This is a genomic window from Acinetobacter sp. (assembly GCF_045628685.1).
Lineage (GTDB): Bacteria > Pseudomonadota > Gammaproteobacteria > Pseudomonadales > Moraxellaceae > Acinetobacter.
The window spans coordinates 1-22,519 of the sequence record NZ_JAZQPV010000019.1; the positions used below are offsets into that span (position 1 = coordinate 1).

A 22,519-nucleotide genomic window follows, 5' to 3' on the forward strand; every position below is an offset into this window, starting at 1 on the left:
TGTTGCAGTCATGCGTGCACTACATAAAGGACAAGCTTCATCATTTTATTAGGGTCAGCCTCAGGAGTGTATCGAGTGAATAGATTTTTCGGTCTCTAGGCCCTTTTTAAAGGGAATAGAATCAAATTACTATTTGCAACAGTGCCGGATTTATTGAGTATCTTGAGATGTTCTACAATTCAAAACGCAGACATGGTTCCAATAGGCAGCATTCTCAATTAATTATGAAAAGGTCCATCAAAAGATGGTTATGTGTCTCTAGAATTTTAGTGGCTATTCACATTCAATAAAAAACCTCCCTGTACTAGAGAGGCTCTAGCACCACATATCTTATACAGAGGATGCGTTGTTTAATAACATCAAATCATCATCACTAAGCTTCAAAGCAATTGCACGTGTAAAACTGTCTAATTGCTCAATGCTTGTTGCACTTGCAATAGGCGCTGTAATACCCTCTTGGGCCAAAATCCAAGCTACAGCCACATCTGCAACTTTTGATTGATGTGTCTCAGCCACAATATCTAAAGCTGTTAAAATTCTCTCACCCCGTGGATTAAAATATTTGGCTAATGAATTAGCCCTTTGGCTGTTTTTGATTTGGTTAATCTCTCGGTATTTTCCTGATAAAAATCCACTCGCTAAGCTGTAATAGCTGGTTACACCAATCTCATTTTCAATACAAATCTGTTTTAAACCCTGTTCGAAACCTTGACGATCATACAAATTATATTCTGGCTGGAGTACCTGATAATGTGGCACATTGATATTTTTCGCTGCTTCAATCGATTGCTGCAACTGAGCGGAATCCAAATTTGATGTACCGACTGCACGAATTTTACCTTGCTGTTTCAAGGTCTCAAATGCTGTCAGTGTCTCTTCATAAGGGGTATTTTCATCCGGCCAATGTGCAAAATACAGATCGATATACTCTGTATTTAAACGCTTCAATGAGTCTTCAACGCCTTGCATAATCCAGCGTTTGGACAGCCCTTGATGTCCTGGAAAGCCCATATCTAAGCCTACTTTGGTAAACAGCACCAAGTCATCACGTTTACTCGGATTTTGCTTTAACCATTGTCCAATGATTGTTTCAGACTCACCACCCTGATTTCCCTCTGCCCAAATCGAATAAAAGTCGGCGGTATCAATCGCATTGAAGCCCCGTTCAACAAATGCATCTAAGATATTAAAGCCTTGCTGCTGATCAATGGTCCAGCCAAAGACGTTCCCGCCAAACACAATTGGCACAATCTCTAAACCTGTTTAACCTAAACGTCTTTTTTGCATGCGATTCCCTCATTTTATGGGTGATGATTCAATCAGATATATATGATGCATTATATATTTAATATCCAGTATTTAAGCCATCTCTATCCACTTTACATGATGGTGTATAACGCTTTACTTTAAAATGTGCGCCGTGTGGATTCAATCCAATTTTGGATAAAGATTCAATAAAATCGGATAGTGCATGGTCTGTATTCCCTGTTCAATCGAGACAAAGTAATGGATTGAATGGAGGGGGTAAAATGACCTCAAAAACGAATATTGATTGGCAGAATTTTGTTGAAAGTTGTGTTGACTTTCGCCGCGAAGACGGTGTTTACCGGATTGCACGTGACATGTTCACTGAACCTGATTTATTTGAACTTGAAATGCAGCATATTTTCGAAAAAGTCTGGATTTATGCATGTCATGAAAGCGAAATTGCAAACAATCATGACTTCGTCACCGTCCAAATTGGTCGTCAACCGATTATTGTAAACCGCGATGGTCAAGGTCAATTACATGCACTTGTAAATGCATGTGAACACCGCGGTGCAACACTGACTCGTGTTTCCAAAGGCAATCAATCGACCTTTACCTGCCCATTTCATGCATGGTGCTATAAGTCTGATGGGCGTTTAGTCAAAGTAAAAGCACCCAATGAATATAATGCCGAATTTGACAAAAGCACACGCGGTCTCAAACAAGGACGGATTGCCAATTACCGAGGCTTTATTTTTGTCAGTTTGGATACTGAAGCAACGGACAGGATTGAAGATTTCCTCGGCGATGCAAAAGTTTTCTTAGATTTAATGGTCGATCAATCCCCTACAGGTGAGCTTGAAGTTTTACAAGGTAAGTCCAGTTACAGCTTTGCAGGCAATTGGAAGTTACAAAATGAAAATGGTCTCGATGGCTATCATGTCAGTACGGTTCATTATAACTATGTTTCAACTGTACAACATCGTCAACAAGTCAATGCAGCTAAAGGCAGTGAACTTGATACCTTAGATTACAGTAAGTTAGGTGCAGGTGATGCTCAGACAGATGATGGCTGGTTCAGTTTTAAAAATGGCCATAGCGTATTATTCAGTGACATGCCGAATCCTGCTGTTCGCCCTGGCTACAGCACGGTAATGCCTTATTTGGTTGAAAAATTTGGTGAAACCTATGCAAACTGGGCGATGCATCGTTTACGTAATTTGAATTTATATCCAAGTTTATTCTTCATGGACCAAATCAGTTCACAAATTCGTATTGTTCGTCCCGTGGCGTGGAATAAAACCGAAGTGATCAGCCAGTGTTTGGGTGTTAAAGGTGAATCTGCTGCAGATCGTCGCAATCGTATTCGCCAGTTTGAGGATTTCTTTAACGTATCCGGTCTAGGCACCCCAGACGATTTAGTTGAATTCCGTGAGCAACAACGTGGCTTCCAAGCACGCCTAGAACGTTGGAGTGATATTTCGCGCGGACATCAGCATTGGTGTCATGAACAAAACCACAATGGTCAAGCCTTAGATATTCACCCAGTGATGACAGGCACAGAATTCACTCATGAAGGCTTGTATGTCAATCAACATGGTCATTGGCAACAACTGATGCTCAAAGGATTGAATCAAATCGCTTTAAAAATGACAGATCAAGATTCTGCGATCAACAATGGTGAAGCATGTCACTCAGCGACATGTGCTGTAGAAGAGGTTTAAGCCATGAATATTGAATTACAACATGCAGTCAGCCAATTCTTATATCAAAAAGCAGCCCTATCCGATGCATTTGATTGGGATGCTTATCTAGATTTATACGATGAAGATAGTGAATATCACATTCCCCAATGGATGAATGATCATGAATATGTCAAAGATCCAAACCAAGGGCTTTCATATATTTATTATGAAGACCGAAGTGGTTTAGAAGATCGGGTGTTTCGTATTCGTACAGGTAAAGCTGCCTCTGCAACGCCTTTACCAAGAACCATGCACAGCATTAATAATATTCAGGTCAGATCTATAGAGAATGGACTTCTCGAAGTCAAAGCCAATTGGCATACCTTTTATAATCGTCAAGGTTTAGAAGGCTATTTCTACGGTTTAGTGACCTATATTTTACGACCGACTGAAGACCATCAATTCAAAATTCGTCGTCAGCATACCATTTTACTCAATGACAAAATCGATTCAGTGCTCGATTTTTACCATGTTTAAGGAGTGAATCATGGGACATTCTGCTGCTTTAAACTTTGCAGATGGAAAAACTTTTTTTATTGACGTACAGGAACAAGAATTTCTGCTTGATGCAGCTGTACGTCAGGGCATTACACTTCCCTTGGACTGCCGTGAAGGGGTTTGTGCCACCTGTCAGGGACGCTGTGATGCAGGCCAATATGAACAAGATTATGTTGATGAAGATGCTTTGACTGAACAAGATCTCGCAGATCGCAAAATCTTGGCCTGTCAAACCCGTCTGAAGTCCAATGCCGCATTTTATTTTGATCACGCTTCAAGCTTTTGCCAAGCTGGCGAAGCATTGAAAATTGAGGCCATCGTTACTGATTTAGAGTGGGTCTCAGATGAAACGGTGCTTCTGAAGTTGGATGCGAGTCAACATAGCGCCCAAATTCAATTTTTAGCAGGACAATATGCCCGTATTTATATTCCTGAGACTCATGAATATCGTGCCTATTCTTTTGCTCATGCTCCGCAAGCCAACAATCAACTACAATTTTTGATTCGCTATCTTCCTGAAGGCTTGATGGGTAGATTTTTAAAGTCTCATTGTCAAATTGGGCAAAGTATTGAACTTGAAATTCCATTTGGCAGTTTCTACCTTCGTGAAAATGAAGCAAAACGCCCGCGCTACTTTATTGCAGGAGGAACAGGCTTATCTGCATTTTTATCCATGTTGGACCAAATGCCAGCCAGTGATCAAATCATTCATCTCTATTATGCCGTTCGACATGAAGAGCATTTATGTGAACAAGCGCGTATTCATAGTTACACAAAGAAATTTAGTCGATTTGAATATCATCCAGTGATCTCTCAACCCAGTGAACATTGGCAAGGTTTAAAAGGATATGTTCAAGAGCATTTAGAAACTGAACAATTACACGCACATCATTTCGAAATGTATGTCTGCGGTCCCCCAACATTAGTTGAAGCAATCAAATCGCATTTAGCTGATCATCAGATTGAAAATGGTGAATTTTTTAGTGAAAAATTTATAGCCGCAGCATAGTGAGCTGGTTCTAAACTGACATGAATGAATAAGTGTTAACACTGCTAGCTTGAATATCAGTTAGCAGTTAATATATCCAAGAAATATTAAAATAATTAAATAATACATTTATATGGAATGAAAATTGCACCTATGGAATAGGTAATCCCCACTTGATTCGGTTGTTAAAAGATGAACACTGCTTCGCATTTTTTAAAAAATAGTATCCAATCTTCCACACAATCCATTGATGCTGCAAATCAATGCTTAAATCAGATTATAGGCCCCCATGAATTGCACGATTTGTCACATGAAGACCCTTTGAACTTCAGTTTTAAAGGTGAACAAATGGGTGGCATTATTATGGGTGATCTGATTTATGGTAAAGATGTGGTTTTTAAGACCCAACACCAACAAGACATGCACTTTTATTGCATTACACGCCCTAAAATTGGCACCCCTAAATTTAAGCAAGAACACAGTATGTTTGAGGCCAATCAAGCCAATGCTGCAATCGTGTCGCCTTTTGATAAATTTGAAATCGAAATTGCGCAGAACTGTGTGCAATCGTTTATTTCTATTTCTAAACCGTTGCTCGAAAAGACCTTATCTGATCTGATTCATCGCCCGTTAAATGCACCTATTGAATTTTCGCATACCATGTCAGTCAGCAATGAAAAAATTCAAGCGTGGTGGAATTTATTAGATTATTTAGACAATGCTCATCACTCGAATTTAAATTTTGATTGTTTAATGCGTGACATTAGAAGTGATTTTGAAAAAATTATGGTCAAATCGCTACTACTGTCACAGCCCCATAATTACAGTCATCTACTCGATAATGAACACAACGCAGATCCTGAGTTTTTAAAACGTGCATTAAATTATATTCACTTAAATATTCACCAAAATCTTCATCCTGAGGATCTTGAATGTATTACGGGTGTTTCAAAGCAAAAGCTGTCTAAAGCCTTCCGTGATCGTATGCAAGTATCCTTAAACAGCTATATCCGTTACTACCGTTTAAAGTGTATTTATCAAGAACTCTCTAAACCTGAAGATAAAAAAAATATTACGCACGTTGCCATGAAATGGGGAATTAACCATTTAGGCCGTTTTTCGATTGAATATAAGCAACAATTTGGTGAAAGTCCAAGTGATACTGTGCGTAAATCACAATTACACGCACAACAACGTTCGCTCAGTTAATGTCATCATCAATCACCATATAAAAAAGAGGTCTTTGACCTCTTTTTTATATGCGGAGTTCAAAAAAACTTTAAAAATGATATGCAGCTCGAATCATTGGAACACTTGCTGTAGCCCCCTTACCTGCATCCCCTTGCGTGTCATTACCATATTTGTTTTTCCAATACTGGTAAGCCGCTCCCAGTTTGAATGTTTTCGGTTTAGCTCCTAAAGCCGCACCTAAGTCATACATCAATGATGTATCGATAAATGTTTCTGCTTTGCTGTCGCCGCCAAATTCATTCTTGCCTTTTTCGCTCATCCAAACAGCAATGCCATTGAACTCCAAACCTGTTTCTTGAATAGGAATGCCCCAATTTAACTGTAATGCAACATAGGGATCGTAGCTGTATTTTCCTGCAATGACATTTGGTTTATTGCTTTCAAAATAGCCTAAAATGCTAAAACTGAGAAAGCCCGGCACATTAAACATCACACTTGGCCCTGTCACCCACATCTCACGATTAGAGCCATAATCATCATTTTTAGTATTCCAGTCTCCGCCAATCACATAGCCAAAACCCCGTATGAAGTCTGGTTTTGATTCAAGTGTGCCAAAGATTTTTTCATAATCAAAGGTATGTCGATAGATCACATAGGCTTCTTGCGCACCCTTTCCTGAGACATTGCCATTCGGTTCATTATTGGATTGATGCAGATTGACTTGAAAAAAGTTACTGCCGTATTTATATCCACTAACGTGTACGAGAGAAATAATATGTTTCTCAATTTCAAAGGCACTGCCATCGGCATTGTTTTTAAAGGGCTCTGAAAATTCTGTTCCATAACTCAATGCTATAGAGGTATCACTCCACTCTGCCGCATATGAATTTCCACAGAATGCTGCTGATAAAGCGATGCCCCAACCCCAATTTATTTTCATTCATTTTTCCTTTTGTAACGCATAAAAAAAGCCAATCGTGATTGCGATTGGCTTGGTTTAAACTAGCGAAGACCTTTCGCTTCAAGTAGAGGCAGAACATTGTCGCGGAAGTAGGGAAATTCTTCGACATAATCAAGGAAAGATAATGTTGTGCCGCTAAAACCTGCTTTATGAAGGTCTTCAATACTTTGTGCAACTTGTTCAGGTGTCCCAATTAATGGGAAGCCCCCATGCCCAACGGCCATACGATCACGTAGCAGCTGTCGAATATCGGCTGGGAAGCTTTGTGCATGTGCAAACATTAAGTTCATTAAGTTATCAAGTGCTGGAATATCCGCATTTTGCAACTGACGATCCCATTCTGCCTGCGCCTCTTCAAGCGTCGGCTTACAGATCACATGTGAGAACGTCATAACATTGGTATCACGGCCTTGATCTAAACCAAGCTGTTTTAATTCCAGGACTTCTTCTGTTGATCGTGTCAAATCGGATACTGGGGTAAATAAGAAATCTGCATTGTTGATTGCAAATTCACGTCCATTTTTAGAACCCGCTGCATTAAAAATAGGGGGCGTGAAATTCGGACGCGGTTTTCCATAGCTGCCTTTGGTTTTAAAGTATTTTCCATTAAAGTCGAAAGGTGTTTCACTTTCCCATACTTGTTGAATCAGGTCATACCATTCTTGTGCATAGCCATATCGTGTCTCATGGTCATCAGGTAGCTCCAATCCCAATGCATCATATTCAGGTTTGTTCCATCCAGCGACGATGTTCAGACCGACACGGTCCTGACTAATTTTTGACATGGTCGCAATTTGTTTTGCCACTGCCATAGGATGGTTAACAGCCGTTTGAATCGTGGCAAAAACCACAATGTTTTTAGTACTTGCAAGTAAGGCTGATGCCCAAGTAACCGTTTCAAGTACTGTTCCTTGGAAATCTTTTTCACCGCCATATCCCGTAAAACGTGCAATCGGTAGCATAAAATCAATGCCAGCATCATCTAACAGCTGAGCGAGTTTTAAGTTTTTTCCCCAACTTGCATCCCAACTTTCATCCAGCTTGGAAATGGTCATTCCACCTGAACAGTTACTTGCAAATGTGCCCAATAAAAATTTATTGGTTTCTAAAAATGGATGTTTAGACATGACTTCCCCCTAGACATAGCGCGATCGCACAATGCCGTAGATGTTTGAAAAAAATTAGAAAGAAATTGTGTTAATTAAGCACACTGCTCAAGATGTACGGTATGCAGCTCGGCTTGATGATATTTACCGTTATGGAATAACAAGGGTTTACCTGAATTGAGGATACAGTGCTCGATTTGACCCAAGATAATATAGTGGTCGCCTGCTTCTACCCATTGAAAATTTTTACAGACCAGGGTGGCAAGTGCATCATTGAGTACAGGTACGCCTAAGGCGTGTACATCGTGATTAATCTGCGCAAATTTATCTTCAGATGATTTGGCAAAATGATTGGAGGTCTGATCTTGCTGTTCATTTAAAATATTAATCGCGAAATGATCACACTGACGAAAATCCTCGAGATGTGTTGCCGTTTTTGCGATGTTCCATAAAATTAATGGCGGATCTAAAGAGACAGAGGTAAATGAATTGGCCGTCATACCGACTTTGCTGCTGTCTTCAGCTAAAGTCGTAACCACTGTCACACCTGTGGCAAATTGACCCAATATATTTCTCAGTTGACGCTTATCTGCATCTTGTACTGCAAATGCTTGTGAAGAATTCATAATGACTCCAAATTTGGCTCAGAGCAGATCTGTCAGTCTGAGGTTGACTTCTCTGCTCGTAATCCCCTGCTTTACAGCAAATTATTCAATCGGTTTGCCTTCACTTGATGCCCATGTTGGCATTAAGGTGTTTGAAGGAATGCTTTCATCCAGTAATTTATGTGCTGTGATCGCACCTGCCACAGGTAAACCGGCTGGATCGATCAGACCCAATTGCACCAATAGGCTGGCTTGATCCCAATAAATATGTTCATGACATAATTTAGGGCCGCGGAACTTGATCACACCCAACATCGGAATTTCAACAAATTTGCCTGTTGGTGCGATGCCGGGAATAAGCCAATCAATTTCCTGATCATGGGTAAAGCGCATAATGAATTCGTCAACCACCTGCGTCACGCCTACGGTACGAGAAATTGAAATCAAACTCATATCTTTTGGATTATTGTGCACAAAGTGATGTCGATAGAAGCGTGATAACTGTGCATAACCTACGCCACCTGTGAGTGTCGGAATATGGTTCACATAAGGTTCTGCGACCATGGTTGCCATCGTTGCAGGTACATCACGTGTTTCAAATTCGTATTTACAATGATCTTCCCAAAGTGCTTCTAAGTCATATTCTGGACCAATCGCTTTGCGCAGTGCAGTCACTGTACGTTCATGTGCAATGAGCGCACTGGGTTTATCGTAATGATCACCATGTGGACGCGCGAAGGCATGATCCACATTCGGATATAAGAAAGTTTTCACATTCTTTTTGTAGGCAGCCAGCGTATTATTGATCTGAGTACGCGTTTCATCCGAACAAAATTGATCCAGTTCTGCCATGTGCAGGACTAATTTACCTTGAATATTTTTCGCTTCATCAAGGTTATTTTCAATGCCTACACCGTAATAGCCAATCGCACAGGCAACTTCTGGCAAACGACATGCTGCAAGGTAGGCCAATTTACCACCTAGACAATACCCCACAACACCGAGCCCAGCAGCGCTATCGCAAACATCTAAATTTCTCAAGGTATTTAATGTCGCCTGGATATCTTCAATGCCAAGATTTTCATCAAAACCTTGATATAATTCAAATGCTTTAGCGAAACCCGTTTCAGTATAATCGAGCTCAATATTGGGTTCAGCACGCCAAAATAAATCGGGTACGACAACGGTATATCCCTCTTCAGCAAGGAAATCGGCTTTCTCACGCATGGCTGCATTAACACCAAAAATCTCTTGGCATAACACGATACCAGGACCTTTACCTGCTTCCGGTACTGCAAGATAAGCACTAAATTTTTTTTCGCCGCTTTCAATTGTAATAGATGAACCGCTCATCAATTGATCTCCTCTGTCTTGAATTTATCTTGTCGATTTAAAACCACGAAAACTATCCATAAAAAATGTCGCTTTTATCCGTTTTAAACATTTTTGGTGGCGATAGATTCTATCTTATAAATAATTTTTTATTAATAATCATATATATAGTTTTATATTCTAAAAATGGATGCAGACTGGATTTTTTTTGGATAGTACAAGTGACATTTCTACCGTTCAATCAAGAGATCATGACAGAGCTGATGAAAAAAATTGATCACGACTCTGCCTGCCACAACAGCAACAATCACTATGCAGGAGTCACCATGCACAGCATTCAGCCGCAACATATTATTGATCGGGAAAAATTATCTCCCTTTCAATGGATGGTCTTTATTTTTGGCTTTCTGATCTTTTTCTGTGATGGCTTAGATACAGGAATTATTGGATTTATTGCGCCTCAGCTTCTAGACCAGTGGGGAATCAGTAAACCTGCTCTGGCACCTGTGATGAGTGCCGCTTTGGTGGGTATGTCCATCGGTGCATTATGTTCGGGTCCACTTGCAGACAAATTTGGGCGTAAAGGACTGATTATTATTACGTGTATTCTTTTTTCCGTATTTACCATTTTATGCGGTTTTGCCACCTCAACGACAGAGTTGATACTGTATCGCTTTATGACAGGTTTGGGACTAGGCGCAGCCATGCCCAATATCAGTACATTGGTGTCTGAGTATATGCCTGCAAAACGTAAAGCCTTTTTAACAGGTTTAGCGGGTTGTGGCTTTATGTTAGGCATTTCCTTTGGTGGCGTATTATCTGCTTATTTATTAGATTATTTTGGTTGGGAAGTGGTCATGATGATCGGTGGAATTCTTCCGCTAATCCTCGCCGTGATCTTATTTTTCAAACTGCCAGAATCTGTACAATATTTAGTTAAAACAGGACAACAGGCTAAAGCACGGAACATTTTAGGTCGTATTCAAGCAGAAACGCTCAATGCATCCGTGCATTTGAGCTTGGATGAAAACCAAAATAGTCAGATCAACAATCCTGTGAAAGTTTTATGGTCAGGCTATCGTTGGAATTCCATTTTCTTATGGGTATGCTGTTTCACCAGTTTATTGGTGTTTTATTTATTAACCAGTTGGATGCCAACCATTTTAAAAACCGCCGGTTTAACTACACAACAATTTAGTTTAATTGCTGCTATTTTCCCATTCGGTGGGGTCATTGGTGCCATTGTCATGGGCTGGTATATGGATAAAGCCAACCCCACCAAAGTGTTGAAATATGCATATTTCCTCGCAGTGCTGTTCTTTATTATTGCTGGATTTTTACACAGTCATATTCTCCTGCTTGGTGTGACCATTTTCCTCATTGGTGCGCTCTTGGCGGGTGCTCAATCTTCATTATTACCGCTTGCAGCAATCACTTATCCCACGTCATGTCGTGCCGTCGGTGTGTCGTGGATGCATGGCATTGGTCGTACAGGTGCAATTTTAGGCGCATTTTATGGCTCACTCATTTTTAGTTTTGAGCTCGGTCTCGCCGAAATCTTCTTTATTCTTGCCATACCTGCCGCGATTTCATGCATCGCCTTGTTATTCAAACTACTTTATGAAAAGCAACAGACGGAAAAAGTAACAGCATCCGCATAATCTCTATAGACCTATGCTGCATTGATAAAATAAAGGACTATAGTTTTTTATAGTCCTTTTTAGTTTTACGGTTAACATCTGCGGGTGTTATGACAGATCTTATTTAAAACGATGATGATTCAAAAATAATGTGTTTAGTTCTCTCATCTGCTGAGCATTTTTGCTACAGAAAGTCATACCCCCCATTTGACGCTCAGCCTGTGCAACATCTTTTACCCTTGCGCATTAATTTGATCATTCAACTTTTTTTGCCAAGTGAGGTGTATATTATGTGCCATGCCCAAAGACCTGTTTAATGCCTCCATGAAAAACTCCTTTTCTACTCACAGCCAGATTGCTGTGGTGTCTAGTTTTGCAGACCTGATCAATACACATTTTCAAGGGAATGAAAATGCCAGATGCTGGTCTAGAAATTTGATGGGTGATTTTAAAGAAATCGTAGATCGTTTGCATTTAAAAGAAAATATTACCGAAGTATCTTGTGAAGATCTTTTAGCATTACAGCTTTCAGAACAAGGGCAACGCGCTAGAGAGACGATTTTAAACGATATACAGTTATTAACTGATTTTGGTGCTTCACCCTGCCTGAACTTAGTGCAACACTACCAACGTGATGACGAATGTGATTTCATTGCAACCGATGTGTATTCCTATCATGTCGATCGCTCCCCCATTGCAACGGACACATTCTTGTGTACTTACCATGGCGCAGCAAGTGACATCTTGCCCAATGATCAAGCTAAGCAAAAGATTTTAATTCCAGAGCTGCGTGAAAAACTAAAAGCGTTATATGACGGACCAGAATCTGGGTTTGATGATTTCTTGGCAGAGTACTTTTTTGACCTGCATTATCAGCCGAAGCCGCATGCGCAACCCATCAATTTAGGCAATGGACATATATGGCGCTTGGCGGTAGATCATCCAATGCAACAGGTTGTACCTTGTATACATCGTGCACCTATTGAAAATGAGGATGAGTATCGACTGTTGTTGATTTGTTAGTATTTTATTCGACTTAAGTTCATCAAATATCTATTTGAAATAAATTTAAGACATTTTTATTATTATAAAATTTTTCGAATTAATGAAGTTATAAAATAGAAAGTAGACTTTAACCTGTCGAGCAGTTTTAGGTAAGAGTCTGTTTTTTAATCAGCAATTTCATTGTCACTTGATCATATTTCTAACTCATCACACCCACCGAATCAACTTATAAATATTCAACCCTCTTCAATTATATCGATCCTTAATCCTCTCAATGAGTGCATTGTCATATGAGTCGCCTGTGGTAATGACTGAAGTCCTTAAATTTGCCTGTTCACTCCTCTACACTCGATATGTTAAGCTCGAGATTCATAAGAATTAAAATATTCAAAAACTCTAATAAAATTAGTAGACATATTTATGATTAATCCCATTGCTTTAGAAATTACTCAAAATTTACGGTCTATTTATAGCCAGCAAGACCGGGTGGCAGAGCTTTTTTTAAAAATAGGTGAAGTTTCTGATCTCACTCCCCTTATCATGATGGGAAATAAAACTGTTTTTTCTTTTAAAGAAACCGGAAAATCTCTCACTAAAATTAAACAGGAAATTTTGGCCATTAGAACTACGACACAAGCAGATGCAATGCTGGCAGAGATTATTTCCAATTTGATATAGGTTTTACTGGGTGATGAACCGCTGTAAATCTCCATCCTCAATTTGGTCATTACTGCTCAAGTGCATGATCGCGGACACTCTATGATCCAAACACATCTTGGACCGAATGAGTATCGGGTAATATATAAGTCTCGGCAGCGAATCCATGACTCGTCACAAAGCCAAACAATATCCCACCCAGACACAGCCGCAGACTTTTCATAATCGCTGCAGAGTGCGTGAGGCTGCTGCCCCACTCAGCGTTCTGGTGTTATCCTTAATCCAAATCATTGCATCAATATTTAGGTGATCAGTGTCAATAAAGCTCACCCCTTGCATTTGACCGGGTATTTTCTCAGCAAATTTTGGTAAATCTTTTCTGACTCCCACTGTCAGCACATGGCCTTGAGATGAGCAGCACGGCTACACAAGTTATTTATACCATCATGATCAAAACGCTTAAATTCTAGCTTTGACTCACAGTTCAGGGGAATTTGTTTAAATTCCGCTTCCAGAGTAATAGCATAATTTAGTTAAAGTTAAACCGTTAATTGAAGATATGAATTTTCCAGCATTATGGGCAATAAGATATTTGATGCAGATGGGTGGTTCAAATAACGTGATGATCGAGGCACAAAGATATTCCTTTCGCTAACAGCTCAGCCTAAGGTTTAACATACATTTGATCGTTGGATATATAAATGGCAGCATCTGATCGAGAATTACTTCTGTAAATTGAAAAAATTCAAATGTATTACCTTACGCAGTGAGCAAATAGATTCAAGTTTTGCCGCCATGATTTATCTTTATGCAAGGATAATTAACTCCTGTTAATTAATTCTCAATAGACCGTAGTAAAAACACCATTAAGTATTTTATTTATAATTATATTTTCAATTTTTAAAAATATTTGTTTCTTTTTCAAACTTATATTTACATTCTTAACTTAGAAAAACTCAAACTCTGATAACCCTTACACATGCCTCATTCTTTATTGCGTAGACTGTTCATCTCAACTTCTATCAATAGGCAATTATAATGAATAATTTCAATCCAAATGATATTAAAGAACATGCTTCAGTAATTGCTTCATGTGGTACTGAAATAGGTAAAGTAGATCATTTAGAAGGTCAAGACTCAATTAAATTGACAAGAAGTGATGATGAAAATAATGAACATCATATTATTCCACTCAGTTGGGTAAGTGAAATCAAAGATGATAATGTGATTTTGAACAAAAATGCAGAAGAGGCGAGAAAAGAATGGAAGACTTTATAACAATAAAAGGTTTTGAGTGAATAGATTCTCTGTCTTAAATTGAAGAATGTCAGTCTAATAGACTGGCATTTTAACTTTACCTATAAATCCAAGATTTAATAAATAAAAACATAGCCTGACACTTAATATTTTTAATGAATACTCCGGTATTGCTTAACTTTTTAGAGTTATGATTTTGACCCAATAATTTTGCTTTAATTGAAATCGGCCAGATAATCGATTTCTAAGCTGCCGACTGCGGTATTAAACTGAAAAAAGTCTAGCTGAGGACGAAACATATGATAGAGGGTTGTTTAACAACTAAATTATGAGAAAAAAATGAATCTGAAATCTTTACATAAAATCTTGCTTGCATGCGTTCTAGTATCTCCAATTACAGCTGTCTTTGCATCTGATGCTCAAGAGACGATTAACAAAGGGCATATGGAAACCCAGCTTGATGGGGCGACAAAGGCAGGATGCTCAACGAGTTCAGGCGATTCAGGCGATTCAGGCGATTCAGGCTCAGCGTAGCTATGAAAATCAGATGCGCCAAAGAGAAAATAAAAGCCAAATGGAAAAATCGAGACAACAGGCTCTCAACCGCAAGCCAGTCACAGAAGCAGAAATGAAAAAAGGCTTAAAAGATCTTGGTGACTTAATTACTTCGGATCAAGCAAAAGATGTATTCAATTATATGAATAATCTAAAACCAGATCCTTATGAGCCAACCAAACAGGATCCCGTAAATATGGATGGTTTTTATTTCGATCCAGACCTACAGCGATGAACTCTTGGTCAGATGCTTCAAAACAGCTAGGGCATTTCAATCCACACCCTCGTGTGAGGGTGAACCGCCGCGTTCCGTCGTGCTACACATTAATAGGGGTATCATCACAGACTAAATGACCCCGCCAATCTTTTAAAAAGGCTTCGGCATGTTCACCCTTTTAGTTTTTGCATGTATTCATGTATCTTCCACACCCAAACTAAGATTTTTTCTACCTAACTCAAGTTATAATGACTACCTTCCAAAATACGATTGATCTATTATGAACACCTCCAATGACCCTTTACACGGCAAAAAACTTGCTGACATTTTGGATGAATTGTTGGATTACTATGGTGGCTTTGAAGGCTTGAGTCGTAAAATTGAAATTAGATGTTTTTGCATAGACCCAAGTGTTAAATCATCATTGCGATTCTTGCGTACTACACCTTGGGCACGTGAAAAAGTAGAAAACTTATATCTGTACGTCTTACGCCAAAAGGCCAAACAGAAACCGTAGCTGTTAAAGCCCTAGCCTCATCTTGACATCCTCTCCGACCTAAAGGATGGGGATTCCTACTGCTAGACGCTCATATCCGAGCGCAAGAATATTTAGTGCGGAATTTATATCCCGATCATGGAGCGTACCGCACTCCATGCACTGCCATTCTCTTATTCCTAAGCCTGCTCTACCTTTCGGACTACTGCAGCGTGAGCCACAGCACGAACAAGTTTGGATGGTATAGGCTTCATTGACTTCTTCATACCATACTCCTGCGTTCTCGCATTTATACTTGAGCATAGTTCTTAGTGTTGTCCAACTCGCATCTAACACTGACTTGGCTAATCTGGTCTGTGCTAATGCTTTGGCATTTACATTACTAACGAAGATTGCTGCATGCTCATTCACCAGTTTACGACTGAATTGATGCAGCATATTTTGACGAATATTTTTAATCTTGGCGTGAATCGTTTTGACACGCTTTTTATTTCTTGCTCTTTGAGCAATACCTAGTTTTTCTTCGTACTGGCGGTAAATTTTAGGAGCTTTGAGTTTTATGCTATCTGGACAAGTAGCTAAATATTTTAAGCCTAAGTCTATGCCGATTGAGGTTTTAGCTGTAGCTTTAACTTGTTGAATATCATCAACTACAAGACACACATACCAACGTCCACGGCTATCTTCTACAAATGAGCCTGTTTTAATGCTGTATTGGCTTAAACCGTAACTATCCCATAATTTAAATTGATGCTTTCCGTACTGAACGTATCCATCGGCATATTTGATTGCGACTTTTTTAAATGGAATCCAACCTAATGATCTACGAGCAGATTTTTTATTACTGACACGCCATTTAAGTTTTACTTTTTTGAATTGTTTTCTTCGAGTGACCAATTCCTCTGTGACAGCCTGAATGGTTTGGCTGTGAAGATGACATTCTTTAGATGTGCCTTTAGTATACTTAGCAATATCATAGGCTGAAAGAAATTCACCTTTTCTTTTTAGATGCTTAAATCCTAAATCATTGACATAATTCCAGACGAAATTCACCTCAGATGCCAGTTGGTCTAGTATCTTGCAGTGTTTGTCTTTTATGCGTAATTTAAGCGTCTTCATCACTAAAATATATTTGGCCTATGACAATAGTCAAGAGATTAGAACAGGTCGTCACTGTGTTTTTAATATGCACGTTCATTTAGTCTTTGTGGCTAAATATCGTAGAAATGTTTTTACCCAAGCCATGCTCGAAAGCATGAATGAGGTGTTTAAGCGGGTTTGCTTAGACTTTGAAGCTGAGTTGGTAGAATTTGATGGTGAACATGACCATGTTCATTTACTTGTGAACTATCCGCCAAAAGTGGCTATTTCTAGCTTGGTGAACAGCTTGAAAGGCGCATCTAGTCGAATTTTACGAACTAAACATCCTGAAATTAAAAACAAGCTATGGGGCAATGCTTTATGGTCGCCTAGTTACTTCGCTGCAAGTTGTGGCGGTGCGCCCATTGGGAGTATTAAAAATATATTCAGCAACAGCAAACACCGCACTAATGGCTTACGCCAGTCGCTTATATCCTCGGGCTAAACCCCGAGGTTTTACGCTCTAAACGATAAAATTTTATACCAAATAGTGAGCTCCTTTTAGATAGAGAATATATAGATGTTGGTAGTTATTGTTGATTATCACAATAAAAATTAGTGACCAAAAATCAAAGTACCCCACTCTACCTTAAATTACACCACACAAAATAAAAACCCTATATACATGTTATATATAGAGTTTATTAAAATAAAATTTATGTAATTCAAGATACTTTATGTCGGTGACTCTTGCCAAGGTTGGGGTTCTTTTATCTTTACTCCCCCACCCATACTAAATATTTATGCTTTATCTCCTGCTTATATTCCCAGTCAGCAACCTGCTGTGAAATTGCAGATCGTGTGATTTTTATTGTCATGAGAGGAAAAGCATCAATAAACATATAAGCTGTTCACACCCCCTTCACATCTCTTTTTTTAAATTAAATCAAAAGTAAGGAGTAGGGTGATGAAACTTATAAAAACACTTTTGGTTTCGACCTTGACACTTGTCAGTCTAGCCGCGTGCAAAACTGTTCCCAGTTATAGCAGTGACTATACACAGGCCGATCATAAAATTCAGGGTATCAATTTAACCGATCAACAAGCTTTAGCTATCGGCACTCGTTTTGTAGCTACATTTAATACCTTAGGCACGCCTGCTTTTGTGGAACAAGCCAGTAATTTATATGCCGACCAATTATTTATTAACGATACCCTGTCTCAATTTTCTCAAAAAAAAGATTTGGTCCAGCATTTTCAAGGCATGAATAATCGAGTCAGTAATGTCAGCGTCAAACTGATCAGTGCTACCCATCATCAAGACTCTGCTTATATTCACTGGCAAATGGTCTATGACTTTAAAATGTTTGGTCGAACCAAAACCATGGATTCGTATGGGATGAGTGAAATTAAAATTAATCCAGCGAATCAGATTATTTTCCAACAAGATTTTTGGGATCCTGCCAATGGGCTTTATCGTTCACTACCCTTGGTCGGAGGAATATACGGATGGATTTTACCGTTCAAAAAATCGCTTTAACTCTGATGGCTACGGCCATCCTAGCTGTTAGTGTACCGGCGGGCGCGGCAACATTGCAGAAATGTAGCTCGGCCCCGTTAATGGTCACTCAAAAAAATCTGGGACAGGTCAGCTATTTTGCCGAAAATTGTGAAAAAGCCTGGACGAGTCAAAGCATTCAACTCGATTTTGCCTATCATTATGATATTCCCGAATGGGCATTTAAACGTGCTGCTACTCATTTTCTCAAAAAGAATGTGGCGGACTATAGCCCAAACCTGGCACTGAACCAGATCACCCAATTCTATAGGCCGGTTAAAAAAGGCGATTTATATCGTCTAAGTTACCAGCATACAACACAAAAAATGACCTTGTTACTGAACCAAAAAATCTTGGGGCACGTAAATGATCCTCAAATAAATCAGTATTTTAATATTTGGTTTGGAGCGATGCCTTTTAATGCTAAATTAAAGCAGCAATTATTAAATTAAAGGTTTGATCATCGACTTATGAGCAATCACTTTATCCTCATGGTTGAGGATCACTTTGAACTGGCCGCAACAGTATGCGAATTTCTAGAAGAATATGGCTATATCATTGATCATGCACGGACTCTAGATGCTGCACGGCATTTTCTCAAAACTCAGCACTATCATCTGTTATTGCTGGACATTAATTTGCCCGATGGTTCAGGCTATACATTATGTGACTGGCTGCGGAATGAGCAGGATCTGGATTTACCGGTACTGATGCTGACTGCGCGCGACACTCTGGATGACAAGCTCAAAGGCTTTGCCTCTGGAACCGATGATTATCTGGTCAAACCGTTTGATTTTAATGAGCTGGTGGTGCGTATTCGTGCCCTGATTAAACGCTCCTTGGGTGAAGTGTCTAAAAGTAAGTTACAGATTCACGATCTGATCCTGGAAAGTTCAACGCAGACAGTGATTCGTGCAGGACAGTCTCTTGAACTTCCGCCAATTCAATTTAAATTACTGAAAATTCTCATGCGCCACTCGCCCAAAGTCATCAGCAAACAGGAAATCATGATGGAATTATGGGGCGATGAAGAGCCGGAAAGCGATGCTTTACGCAGTCATATCTATAATTTGCGTAAAGTCGTAGACAAACCTTTTGCGCAAAAATTGATTCATACTGTTTCGGGGGTGGGTTTAAAAATTGCCCTTGAAAGTTGATATGACCGTACAGGTTAATGTAAATACACCACCACGATCAGTCCAGTCGTATCCGCAAGATTTAAATCGCTATGCACACTCAAATAATACTGTCGGTCAAATAACTCTACTCGCCATGCCAATTGTTTGCATAGTTTCTGTACCAATTGCAGGCCAATACCGTGCCCCTTGGCGGTGAGAGAGAGTTGCGAGTCATTCAGGGCCTGCACCTTGGCATCATTCGGCAAACTAATGCCAATCCCGTTGTCTGCGATTACGATCTTATTTTTTTGCTGAATAATATGGATTTCTGATCCTTGAGAATAGTTCAGTGCATTACGTAAAATATTGCTCAGCACCATTTTGGTCATCGAAGGATACAGCAAACGCGGTTGTTCTCCGGCCTCATCTTGCACTTCAATACTCATGCCTTTACTTGTACTGACTGGATTTAAATCTGTAACTAAATCTTCAATGATTTCAGACAACATACATAGTTCAGTGCTTAAATCATTAATTCTATTACGCGCAATCGCCAGTAGTGTGTCTACCAGTAGCTCCATGTCTTCAATGGTATTGTTTAAGCGGATCAATGCTTTATCGTGCCCATAACGCGCCTGGCAAAGCTGTACATTACCCTTTAAAATGGTGAGTGGAGTACGCAGCTCATGACTCACATCTCCGGTAAACTCACGTTCACGTTGTATAAACTCATTGAGCACCTGATGATATTTTTCCAGGGCCTGTTTGAGGTATTCTGCTTCCATGTTGCCATTGGTATGAATGCCCAGAAAAGGCGAAAGCTGTTTATTCTGATGTGCCCAGTCAATATGCTCCAGTGCATTCGCCAGTCGGGTAATCGGAGAAAAATAACGTTTTGCTCGCCGGTTGGACCAGAGCAGAAAGCTATACAGGACAAATAAGCTAAACATCAGCGGAGCCAGACCAAATAGCCAGATCAGCTTGTTGACATTGCTTTCCCCAAACACCAGCAACACATGCTGACCATTACGCTCGCCATAGACTGTCATTCGCTCCTTGCCATCAATAAAAATACGATGCACGCCGTCCTCAAGCGGTATCGACTGAAAACGGGCGGGCGGAGTTTCAGTGCTCCAACGATAACCATAGAGGTTTTTGGTATCAGGTAAGTCGGCTTTGGGATTACGTTCTATCCGGCTCCAGTAATGTGCCATTTCCTGTTCAAGCGCAGTTTTCAGCAATGAACCCTTGATGACCCATGCACTACAGGCCAGACCAATTACCACTGACAGCGCTATCAGTGCAATCTGCAACCAGTAATATTGGTTGAACACCTTGCTTAATGGATGGGTACGAGGACTGTTTGAACCGGGTTTCAACATAAATAGACCGCTATGATAAAGCTGAGAAAATTATACGGCTTTCTGTTTGAACAGGAAGTGACCAATCACCCATTCCTGCCCCTGCTCCCAACCAAACAGTTCAGCACAGGCCATAAAGAAAATGCGCCAGCGTTGCCACCAGACCTCTGCACCCTTGCCATAGACCTGCTGAAATAAAGGCTTCAGCTCAGCCTGTTTTCGGTCCATATTGTCCAGCCATGCATTTGCTGTTCTTTGATACTGCATGCCCGACCATTGCCAGTGCTGACTCAGCTCTAGATGCTGCTGAAAATGCAGGAAAGTGGAAGCCGAAGGCATAAGACCACCGGTAAAGAAATACTTCGACATCCAGTCATATGTGGACTGGATGTCAAAAGGATAATGTAAAAAACGGTGGCAGAAAATATGACACCACAATAAACCATCGGCTTTTAACCAGCCCTGAATCTTTTCAAACAGGCGCTGATAATTACGCACATGCTCGAACATTTCCACCGAAACTACACGGTCAAAAGCGGCCGCTTCCAGTTCCAGTACATTCACATCACAGGTGATGACCTGCAGATTACTCAAGCCACGCGCCTGTGCCTGAACCTGAATATGCCGGCGCTGTGTCGCAGAATTAGAGACTACAGTAATTTTTGCATTTGGATAATGCTCGGCCATCCACAAGCTTAAAGATCCCCAGCCACAACCTAACTCAAGTATGTGCTGACCATCTTTTAATTGGGCACGCTCTGCATAAATGTGTAGGGCATTTTCTTCTGCTTCATCCAGCGTTGTTTTTTCACTGGGAAAATAACAGGCGCTATATTTCAATCGCTTGCCCAGTACCGCCTGAAAAAAATCGGTCGGTAATTCATAATGTTGTTCGTTGGCTTTATCTGTGGCGACGGCGATTTCACTGTTTTTCAGCATATTCAGTACCTGCATATAACGCCGAGCCGCCTGTTCAGGATCATAACGTCCTTCCTGAATCAGCCTTTTTTTGCTCAGTGCCCGAATAGCAGCACGAATTGCCTGATCGGGTATCAGCCCACTTTCCACCAGTTTTAAAGTTTGATGAATAATAAAATCCATGTGCCTGCCTACTTTTTGGGTTTCCACAAAATAAATAATGAGGTGCGTTGTTGGTAATCGCGATAATTCTGTCCGCGGTTTTTCAGGGCTTGTTGTTCATTAAACGGAATGCCAGTGACATAATATAAAAACAGCCACATCAGTACCGGATAAATCCATAATACATATAGCCCTGTGGCCAGCCCCAGAATTGGATAAGCAAACCAGTGCAACCATTCAAAGAAATAATTGGGATGGCGTGAATATTTCCACAAGCCCTGATCCAGAGTTTTGCCGCGATTTTTAGCATCAAGTTTAAATTGGTACAGTTGCTGATCAGCCAATGCTTCACCCATAAACGCGACCAGCATAATCAAAGCTGCGATGAACAGCAGAATGCCACTCTCACTGCCCCATTGATTTGCACTCCTATTCAGCAGCATCCACATCGGCAGGAAAAACAGAATTGCAAGTCCTGCCTGAAAGATGAAAAAAGCCAGAAACCCGAGATTTTGAAAGTTGCCCAGGGTACGTCGCATATTGGCATAGCGACGGTCTTCCTGATGTTCTGACTGATAACGCCGCAGCAAATGCCAGCCCAGACGCAGAAACCAGAAACCACTGAACAGCCCAATAAAAATCCGTACTGAATCCGGAGCCGTTTCAATAAATACCGCACTTAACAGCACATTTAACGCAATACAAAAACTCCAGGCCACATCGACAATACCGGCACGCTTATTCAATAGAGTAACCACCCAGCAGCACAGCATAATGAATACATTCAGTAAGAATAAATTCAATAACATCAACGTGTCTCC

The 22,519-nt window shown here is 40.1% G+C and carries 22 protein-coding genes and 1 pseudogene; 14 read left to right on the plus strand and 9 right to left on the minus strand.

The features are described from left to right. Positions 1-330: 330 nt before the first annotated feature. Positions 331-1,248: an aldo/keto reductase gene (locus ACKI4H_RS02950; RefSeq protein ID WP_407303801.1), complete on the minus strand. Its 918-nt coding sequence runs from the start codon at positions 1,246-1,248 to the stop codon at positions 331-333. A gap of 281 nt (positions 1,249-1,529) precedes the next feature. Here ACKI4H_RS02950 and antA point away from each other — a divergent pair, with 281 nt between their 5' ends. The 4 genes from antA (at position 1,530) to ACKI4H_RS02970 (ending at position 5,688) form a co-directional block, all read left to right on the plus strand. Then, positions 1,530-2,972, plus strand: a complete 1,443-nt coding sequence (antA, locus tag ACKI4H_RS02955; protein WP_407303802.1) for an anthranilate 1,2-dioxygenase large subunit — start codon at positions 1,530-1,532, stop codon at positions 2,970-2,972. 3 nt (positions 2,973-2,975) lie between these two features. Continuing rightward, the gene (gene antB, locus ACKI4H_RS02960) at positions 2,976-3,470 is read left to right on the plus strand and encodes an anthranilate 1,2-dioxygenase small subunit (RefSeq protein WP_407303805.1); all 495 of its coding nucleotides are present in this window, start codon (positions 2,976-2,978) and stop codon (positions 3,468-3,470) included. Between the two features lie 10 nt (positions 3,471-3,480). After that, complete coding sequence (gene antC / locus ACKI4H_RS02965) at positions 3,481-4,500, plus strand: anthranilate 1,2-dioxygenase electron transfer component AntC (RefSeq protein WP_407303806.1); 1,020 nt, start codon at positions 3,481-3,483, stop codon at positions 4,498-4,500. 171 nt (positions 4,501-4,671) lie between these two features. After that, a complete protein-coding gene (locus ACKI4H_RS02970) occupies positions 4,672-5,688 on the plus strand; it encodes an AraC family transcriptional regulator (protein WP_407303808.1) in 1,017 nt (338 codons plus the stop codon). Positions 5,689-5,758: 70 nt separating this feature from the next. Here the strand turns inward: ACKI4H_RS02970 and ACKI4H_RS02975 are convergent, their stop codons facing one another. The 4 genes from ACKI4H_RS02975 to ACKI4H_RS02990 all read right to left on the minus strand — a co-directional run bounded on the left by ACKI4H_RS02975 (position 5,759) and on the right by ACKI4H_RS02990 (position 9,695). Beyond that, on the minus strand, positions 5,759-6,610 hold the full coding sequence (locus ACKI4H_RS02975) for a hypothetical protein (protein ID WP_407303810.1): 852 nt from the start codon (positions 6,608-6,610) through the stop codon (positions 5,759-5,761). A gap of 62 nt (positions 6,611-6,672) precedes the next feature. Further along, the gene (locus ACKI4H_RS02980) at positions 6,673-7,758 is read right to left on the minus strand and encodes an LLM class flavin-dependent oxidoreductase (protein ID WP_407303813.1); all 1,086 of its coding nucleotides are present in this window, start codon (positions 7,756-7,758) and stop codon (positions 6,673-6,675) included. A gap of 74 nt (positions 7,759-7,832) precedes the next feature. Continuing rightward, positions 7,833-8,363: a flavin reductase family protein gene (locus ACKI4H_RS02985; RefSeq protein ID WP_407303815.1), complete on the minus strand. Its 531-nt coding sequence runs from the start codon at positions 8,361-8,363 to the stop codon at positions 7,833-7,835. A gap of 81 nt (positions 8,364-8,444) precedes the next feature. Beyond that, positions 8,445-9,695 carry a dienelactone hydrolase family protein gene (locus ACKI4H_RS02990; protein ID WP_407303817.1) on the minus strand — a complete coding sequence of 417 codons (1,251 nt, stop codon included), beginning with the start codon at positions 9,693-9,695 and terminating at the stop codon, positions 8,445-8,447. A gap of 305 nt (positions 9,696-10,000) precedes the next feature. On the opposite strand from ACKI4H_RS02990, the gene ACKI4H_RS02995 reads away from it, so the two are divergent. The 6 genes from ACKI4H_RS02995 to ACKI4H_RS03020 all read left to right on the plus strand — a co-directional run bounded on the left by ACKI4H_RS02995 (position 10,001) and on the right by ACKI4H_RS03020 (position 15,522). Further along, positions 10,001-11,335 carry an MFS transporter gene (locus ACKI4H_RS02995; protein ID WP_407303860.1) on the plus strand — a complete coding sequence of 445 codons (1,335 nt, stop codon included), beginning with the start codon at positions 10,001-10,003 and terminating at the stop codon, positions 11,333-11,335. A gap of 303 nt (positions 11,336-11,638) precedes the next feature. Further along, positions 11,639-12,337, plus strand: a complete 699-nt coding sequence (locus tag ACKI4H_RS03000; protein ID WP_407303861.1) for a DUF1826 domain-containing protein — start codon at positions 11,639-11,641, stop codon at positions 12,335-12,337. 402 nt (positions 12,338-12,739) lie between these two features. Next, positions 12,740-12,997, plus strand: a complete 258-nt coding sequence (locus ACKI4H_RS03005) for a hypothetical protein (protein WP_407303818.1) — start codon at positions 12,740-12,742, stop codon at positions 12,995-12,997. A gap of 1,017 nt (positions 12,998-14,014) precedes the next feature. Beyond that, positions 14,015-14,254 carry a DUF2171 domain-containing protein gene (locus tag ACKI4H_RS03010; RefSeq protein ID WP_407303820.1) on the plus strand — a complete coding sequence of 80 codons (240 nt, stop codon included), beginning with the start codon at positions 14,015-14,017 and terminating at the stop codon, positions 14,252-14,254. A 436-nt stretch (positions 14,255-14,690) separates the two neighbouring features. Then, a complete protein-coding gene (locus tag ACKI4H_RS03015) occupies positions 14,691-15,023 on the plus strand; it encodes a hypothetical protein (protein ID WP_407303822.1) in 333 nt (110 codons plus the stop codon). A gap of 262 nt (positions 15,024-15,285) precedes the next feature. Continuing rightward, positions 15,286-15,522, plus strand: a complete 237-nt coding sequence (locus tag ACKI4H_RS03020) for a VF530 family DNA-binding protein (protein ID WP_166139337.1) — start codon at positions 15,286-15,288, stop codon at positions 15,520-15,522. 39 nt (positions 15,523-15,561) lie between these two features. Here the strand turns inward: ACKI4H_RS03020 and ACKI4H_RS03025 are convergent, their stop codons facing one another. Further along, complete coding sequence (locus ACKI4H_RS03025; RefSeq protein ID WP_407303825.1) at positions 15,562-16,620, minus strand: RNA-guided endonuclease InsQ/TnpB family protein; 1,059 nt, start codon at positions 16,618-16,620, stop codon at positions 15,562-15,564. Here ACKI4H_RS03025 and tnpA point away from each other — a divergent pair. The 4 genes and pseudogenes from tnpA (at position 16,598) to ACKI4H_RS03045 (ending at position 19,296) form a co-directional block, all read left to right on the plus strand. After that, a pseudogene (tnpA, locus tag ACKI4H_RS03030) lies at positions 16,598-17,052 on the plus strand (IS200/IS605 family transposase). The gene ACKI4H_RS03025 and the pseudogene tnpA overlap by 23 nt on opposite strands. A gap of 496 nt (positions 17,053-17,548) precedes the next feature. Continuing rightward, the gene (locus ACKI4H_RS03035) at positions 17,549-18,121 is read left to right on the plus strand and encodes a nuclear transport factor 2 family protein (protein ID WP_407303827.1); all 573 of its coding nucleotides are present in this window, start codon (positions 17,549-17,551) and stop codon (positions 18,119-18,121) included. Further along, positions 18,091-18,591, plus strand: coding sequence for a chalcone isomerase family protein (locus ACKI4H_RS03040; RefSeq protein WP_407303828.1), 501 nt, complete (start codon positions 18,091-18,093; stop codon positions 18,589-18,591). The genes ACKI4H_RS03035 and ACKI4H_RS03040 overlap by 31 nt, the downstream gene beginning before the upstream one ends. A gap of 18 nt (positions 18,592-18,609) precedes the next feature. After that, on the plus strand, positions 18,610-19,296 hold the full coding sequence (locus ACKI4H_RS03045) for a response regulator transcription factor (protein ID WP_407303829.1): 687 nt from the start codon (positions 18,610-18,612) through the stop codon (positions 19,294-19,296). A gap of 14 nt (positions 19,297-19,310) precedes the next feature. On the opposite strand, the gene ACKI4H_RS03050 is transcribed toward ACKI4H_RS03045, so the two are convergent. The 3 genes from ACKI4H_RS03050 to ACKI4H_RS03060 are packed head-to-tail and all read right to left on the minus strand — an operon-like array spanning position 19,311 to position 22,507. Next, the gene (locus ACKI4H_RS03050; RefSeq protein ID WP_407303830.1) at positions 19,311-20,639 is read right to left on the minus strand and encodes a sensor histidine kinase; all 1,329 of its coding nucleotides are present in this window, start codon (positions 20,637-20,639) and stop codon (positions 19,311-19,313) included. A gap of 30 nt (positions 20,640-20,669) precedes the next feature. Continuing rightward, a complete protein-coding gene (locus tag ACKI4H_RS03055; protein WP_407303831.1) occupies positions 20,670-21,719 on the minus strand; it encodes an SAM-dependent methyltransferase in 1,050 nt (349 codons plus the stop codon). Between the two features lie 8 nt (positions 21,720-21,727). Beyond that, positions 21,728-22,507, minus strand: coding sequence for a DUF1295 domain-containing protein (locus ACKI4H_RS03060; RefSeq protein WP_407303832.1), 780 nt, complete (start codon positions 22,505-22,507; stop codon positions 21,728-21,730). Positions 22,508-22,519: the final 12 nt, after the last annotated feature.

Bases quoted from the DNA above. Each gene is read 5' to 3' on its own strand.
- antA (WP_407303802.1), top strand. From the start codon at position 1,530: ATGACCTCAAAAACGAATATTGATTGGCAGAATTTTGTTGAAAGTTGT.
- antB (WP_407303805.1), top strand. From the start codon at position 2,976: ATGAATATTGAATTACAACATGCAGTCAGCCAATTCTTATATCAAAAA.
- antC (WP_407303806.1), top strand. From the start codon at position 3,481: ATGGGACATTCTGCTGCTTTAAACTTTGCAGATGGAAAAACTTTTTTT.
- ACKI4H_RS02970 (WP_407303808.1), top strand. From the start codon at position 4,672: ATGAACACTGCTTCGCATTTTTTAAAAAATAGTATCCAATCTTCCACA.
- ACKI4H_RS02975 (WP_407303810.1), bottom strand. From the start codon at position 6,610: ATGAAAATAAATTGGGGTTGGGGCATCGCTTTATCAGCAGCATTCTGT.
- ACKI4H_RS02980 (WP_407303813.1), bottom strand. From the start codon at position 7,758: ATGTCTAAACATCCATTTTTAGAAACCAATAAATTTTTATTGGGCACA.
- ACKI4H_RS02985 (WP_407303815.1), bottom strand. From the start codon at position 8,363: ATGAATTCTTCACAAGCATTTGCAGTACAAGATGCAGATAAGCGTCAA.
- ACKI4H_RS02990 (WP_407303817.1), bottom strand. From the start codon at position 9,695: ATGAGCGGTTCATCTATTACAATTGAAAGCGGCGAAAAAAAATTTAGT.
- ACKI4H_RS02995 (WP_407303860.1), top strand. From the start codon at position 10,001: ATGCACAGCATTCAGCCGCAACATATTATTGATCGGGAAAAATTATCT.
- ACKI4H_RS03000 (WP_407303861.1), top strand. From the start codon at position 11,639: ATGAAAAACTCCTTTTCTACTCACAGCCAGATTGCTGTGGTGTCTAGT.
- ACKI4H_RS03005 (WP_407303818.1), top strand. From the start codon at position 12,740: ATGATTAATCCCATTGCTTTAGAAATTACTCAAAATTTACGGTCTATT.
- ACKI4H_RS03010 (WP_407303820.1), top strand. From the start codon at position 14,015: ATGAATAATTTCAATCCAAATGATATTAAAGAACATGCTTCAGTAATT.
- ACKI4H_RS03020 (WP_166139337.1), top strand. From the start codon at position 15,286: ATGAACACCTCCAATGACCCTTTACACGGCAAAAAACTTGCTGACATT.
- ACKI4H_RS03025 (WP_407303825.1), bottom strand. From the start codon at position 16,620: ATGAAGACGCTTAAATTACGCATAAAAGACAAACACTGCAAGATACTA.
- ACKI4H_RS03035 (WP_407303827.1), top strand. From the start codon at position 17,549: ATGAAACTTATAAAAACACTTTTGGTTTCGACCTTGACACTTGTCAGT.
- ACKI4H_RS03040 (WP_407303828.1), top strand. From the start codon at position 18,091: ATGGATTTTACCGTTCAAAAAATCGCTTTAACTCTGATGGCTACGGCC.
- ACKI4H_RS03045 (WP_407303829.1), top strand. From the start codon at position 18,610: ATGAGCAATCACTTTATCCTCATGGTTGAGGATCACTTTGAACTGGCC.
- ACKI4H_RS03050 (WP_407303830.1), bottom strand. From the start codon at position 20,639: ATGTTGAAACCCGGTTCAAACAGTCCTCGTACCCATCCATTAAGCAAG.
- ACKI4H_RS03055 (WP_407303831.1), bottom strand. From the start codon at position 21,719: ATGGATTTTATTATTCATCAAACTTTAAAACTGGTGGAAAGTGGGCTG.
- ACKI4H_RS03060 (WP_407303832.1), bottom strand. From the start codon at position 22,507: ATGTTATTGAATTTATTCTTACTGAATGTATTCATTATGCTGTGCTGC.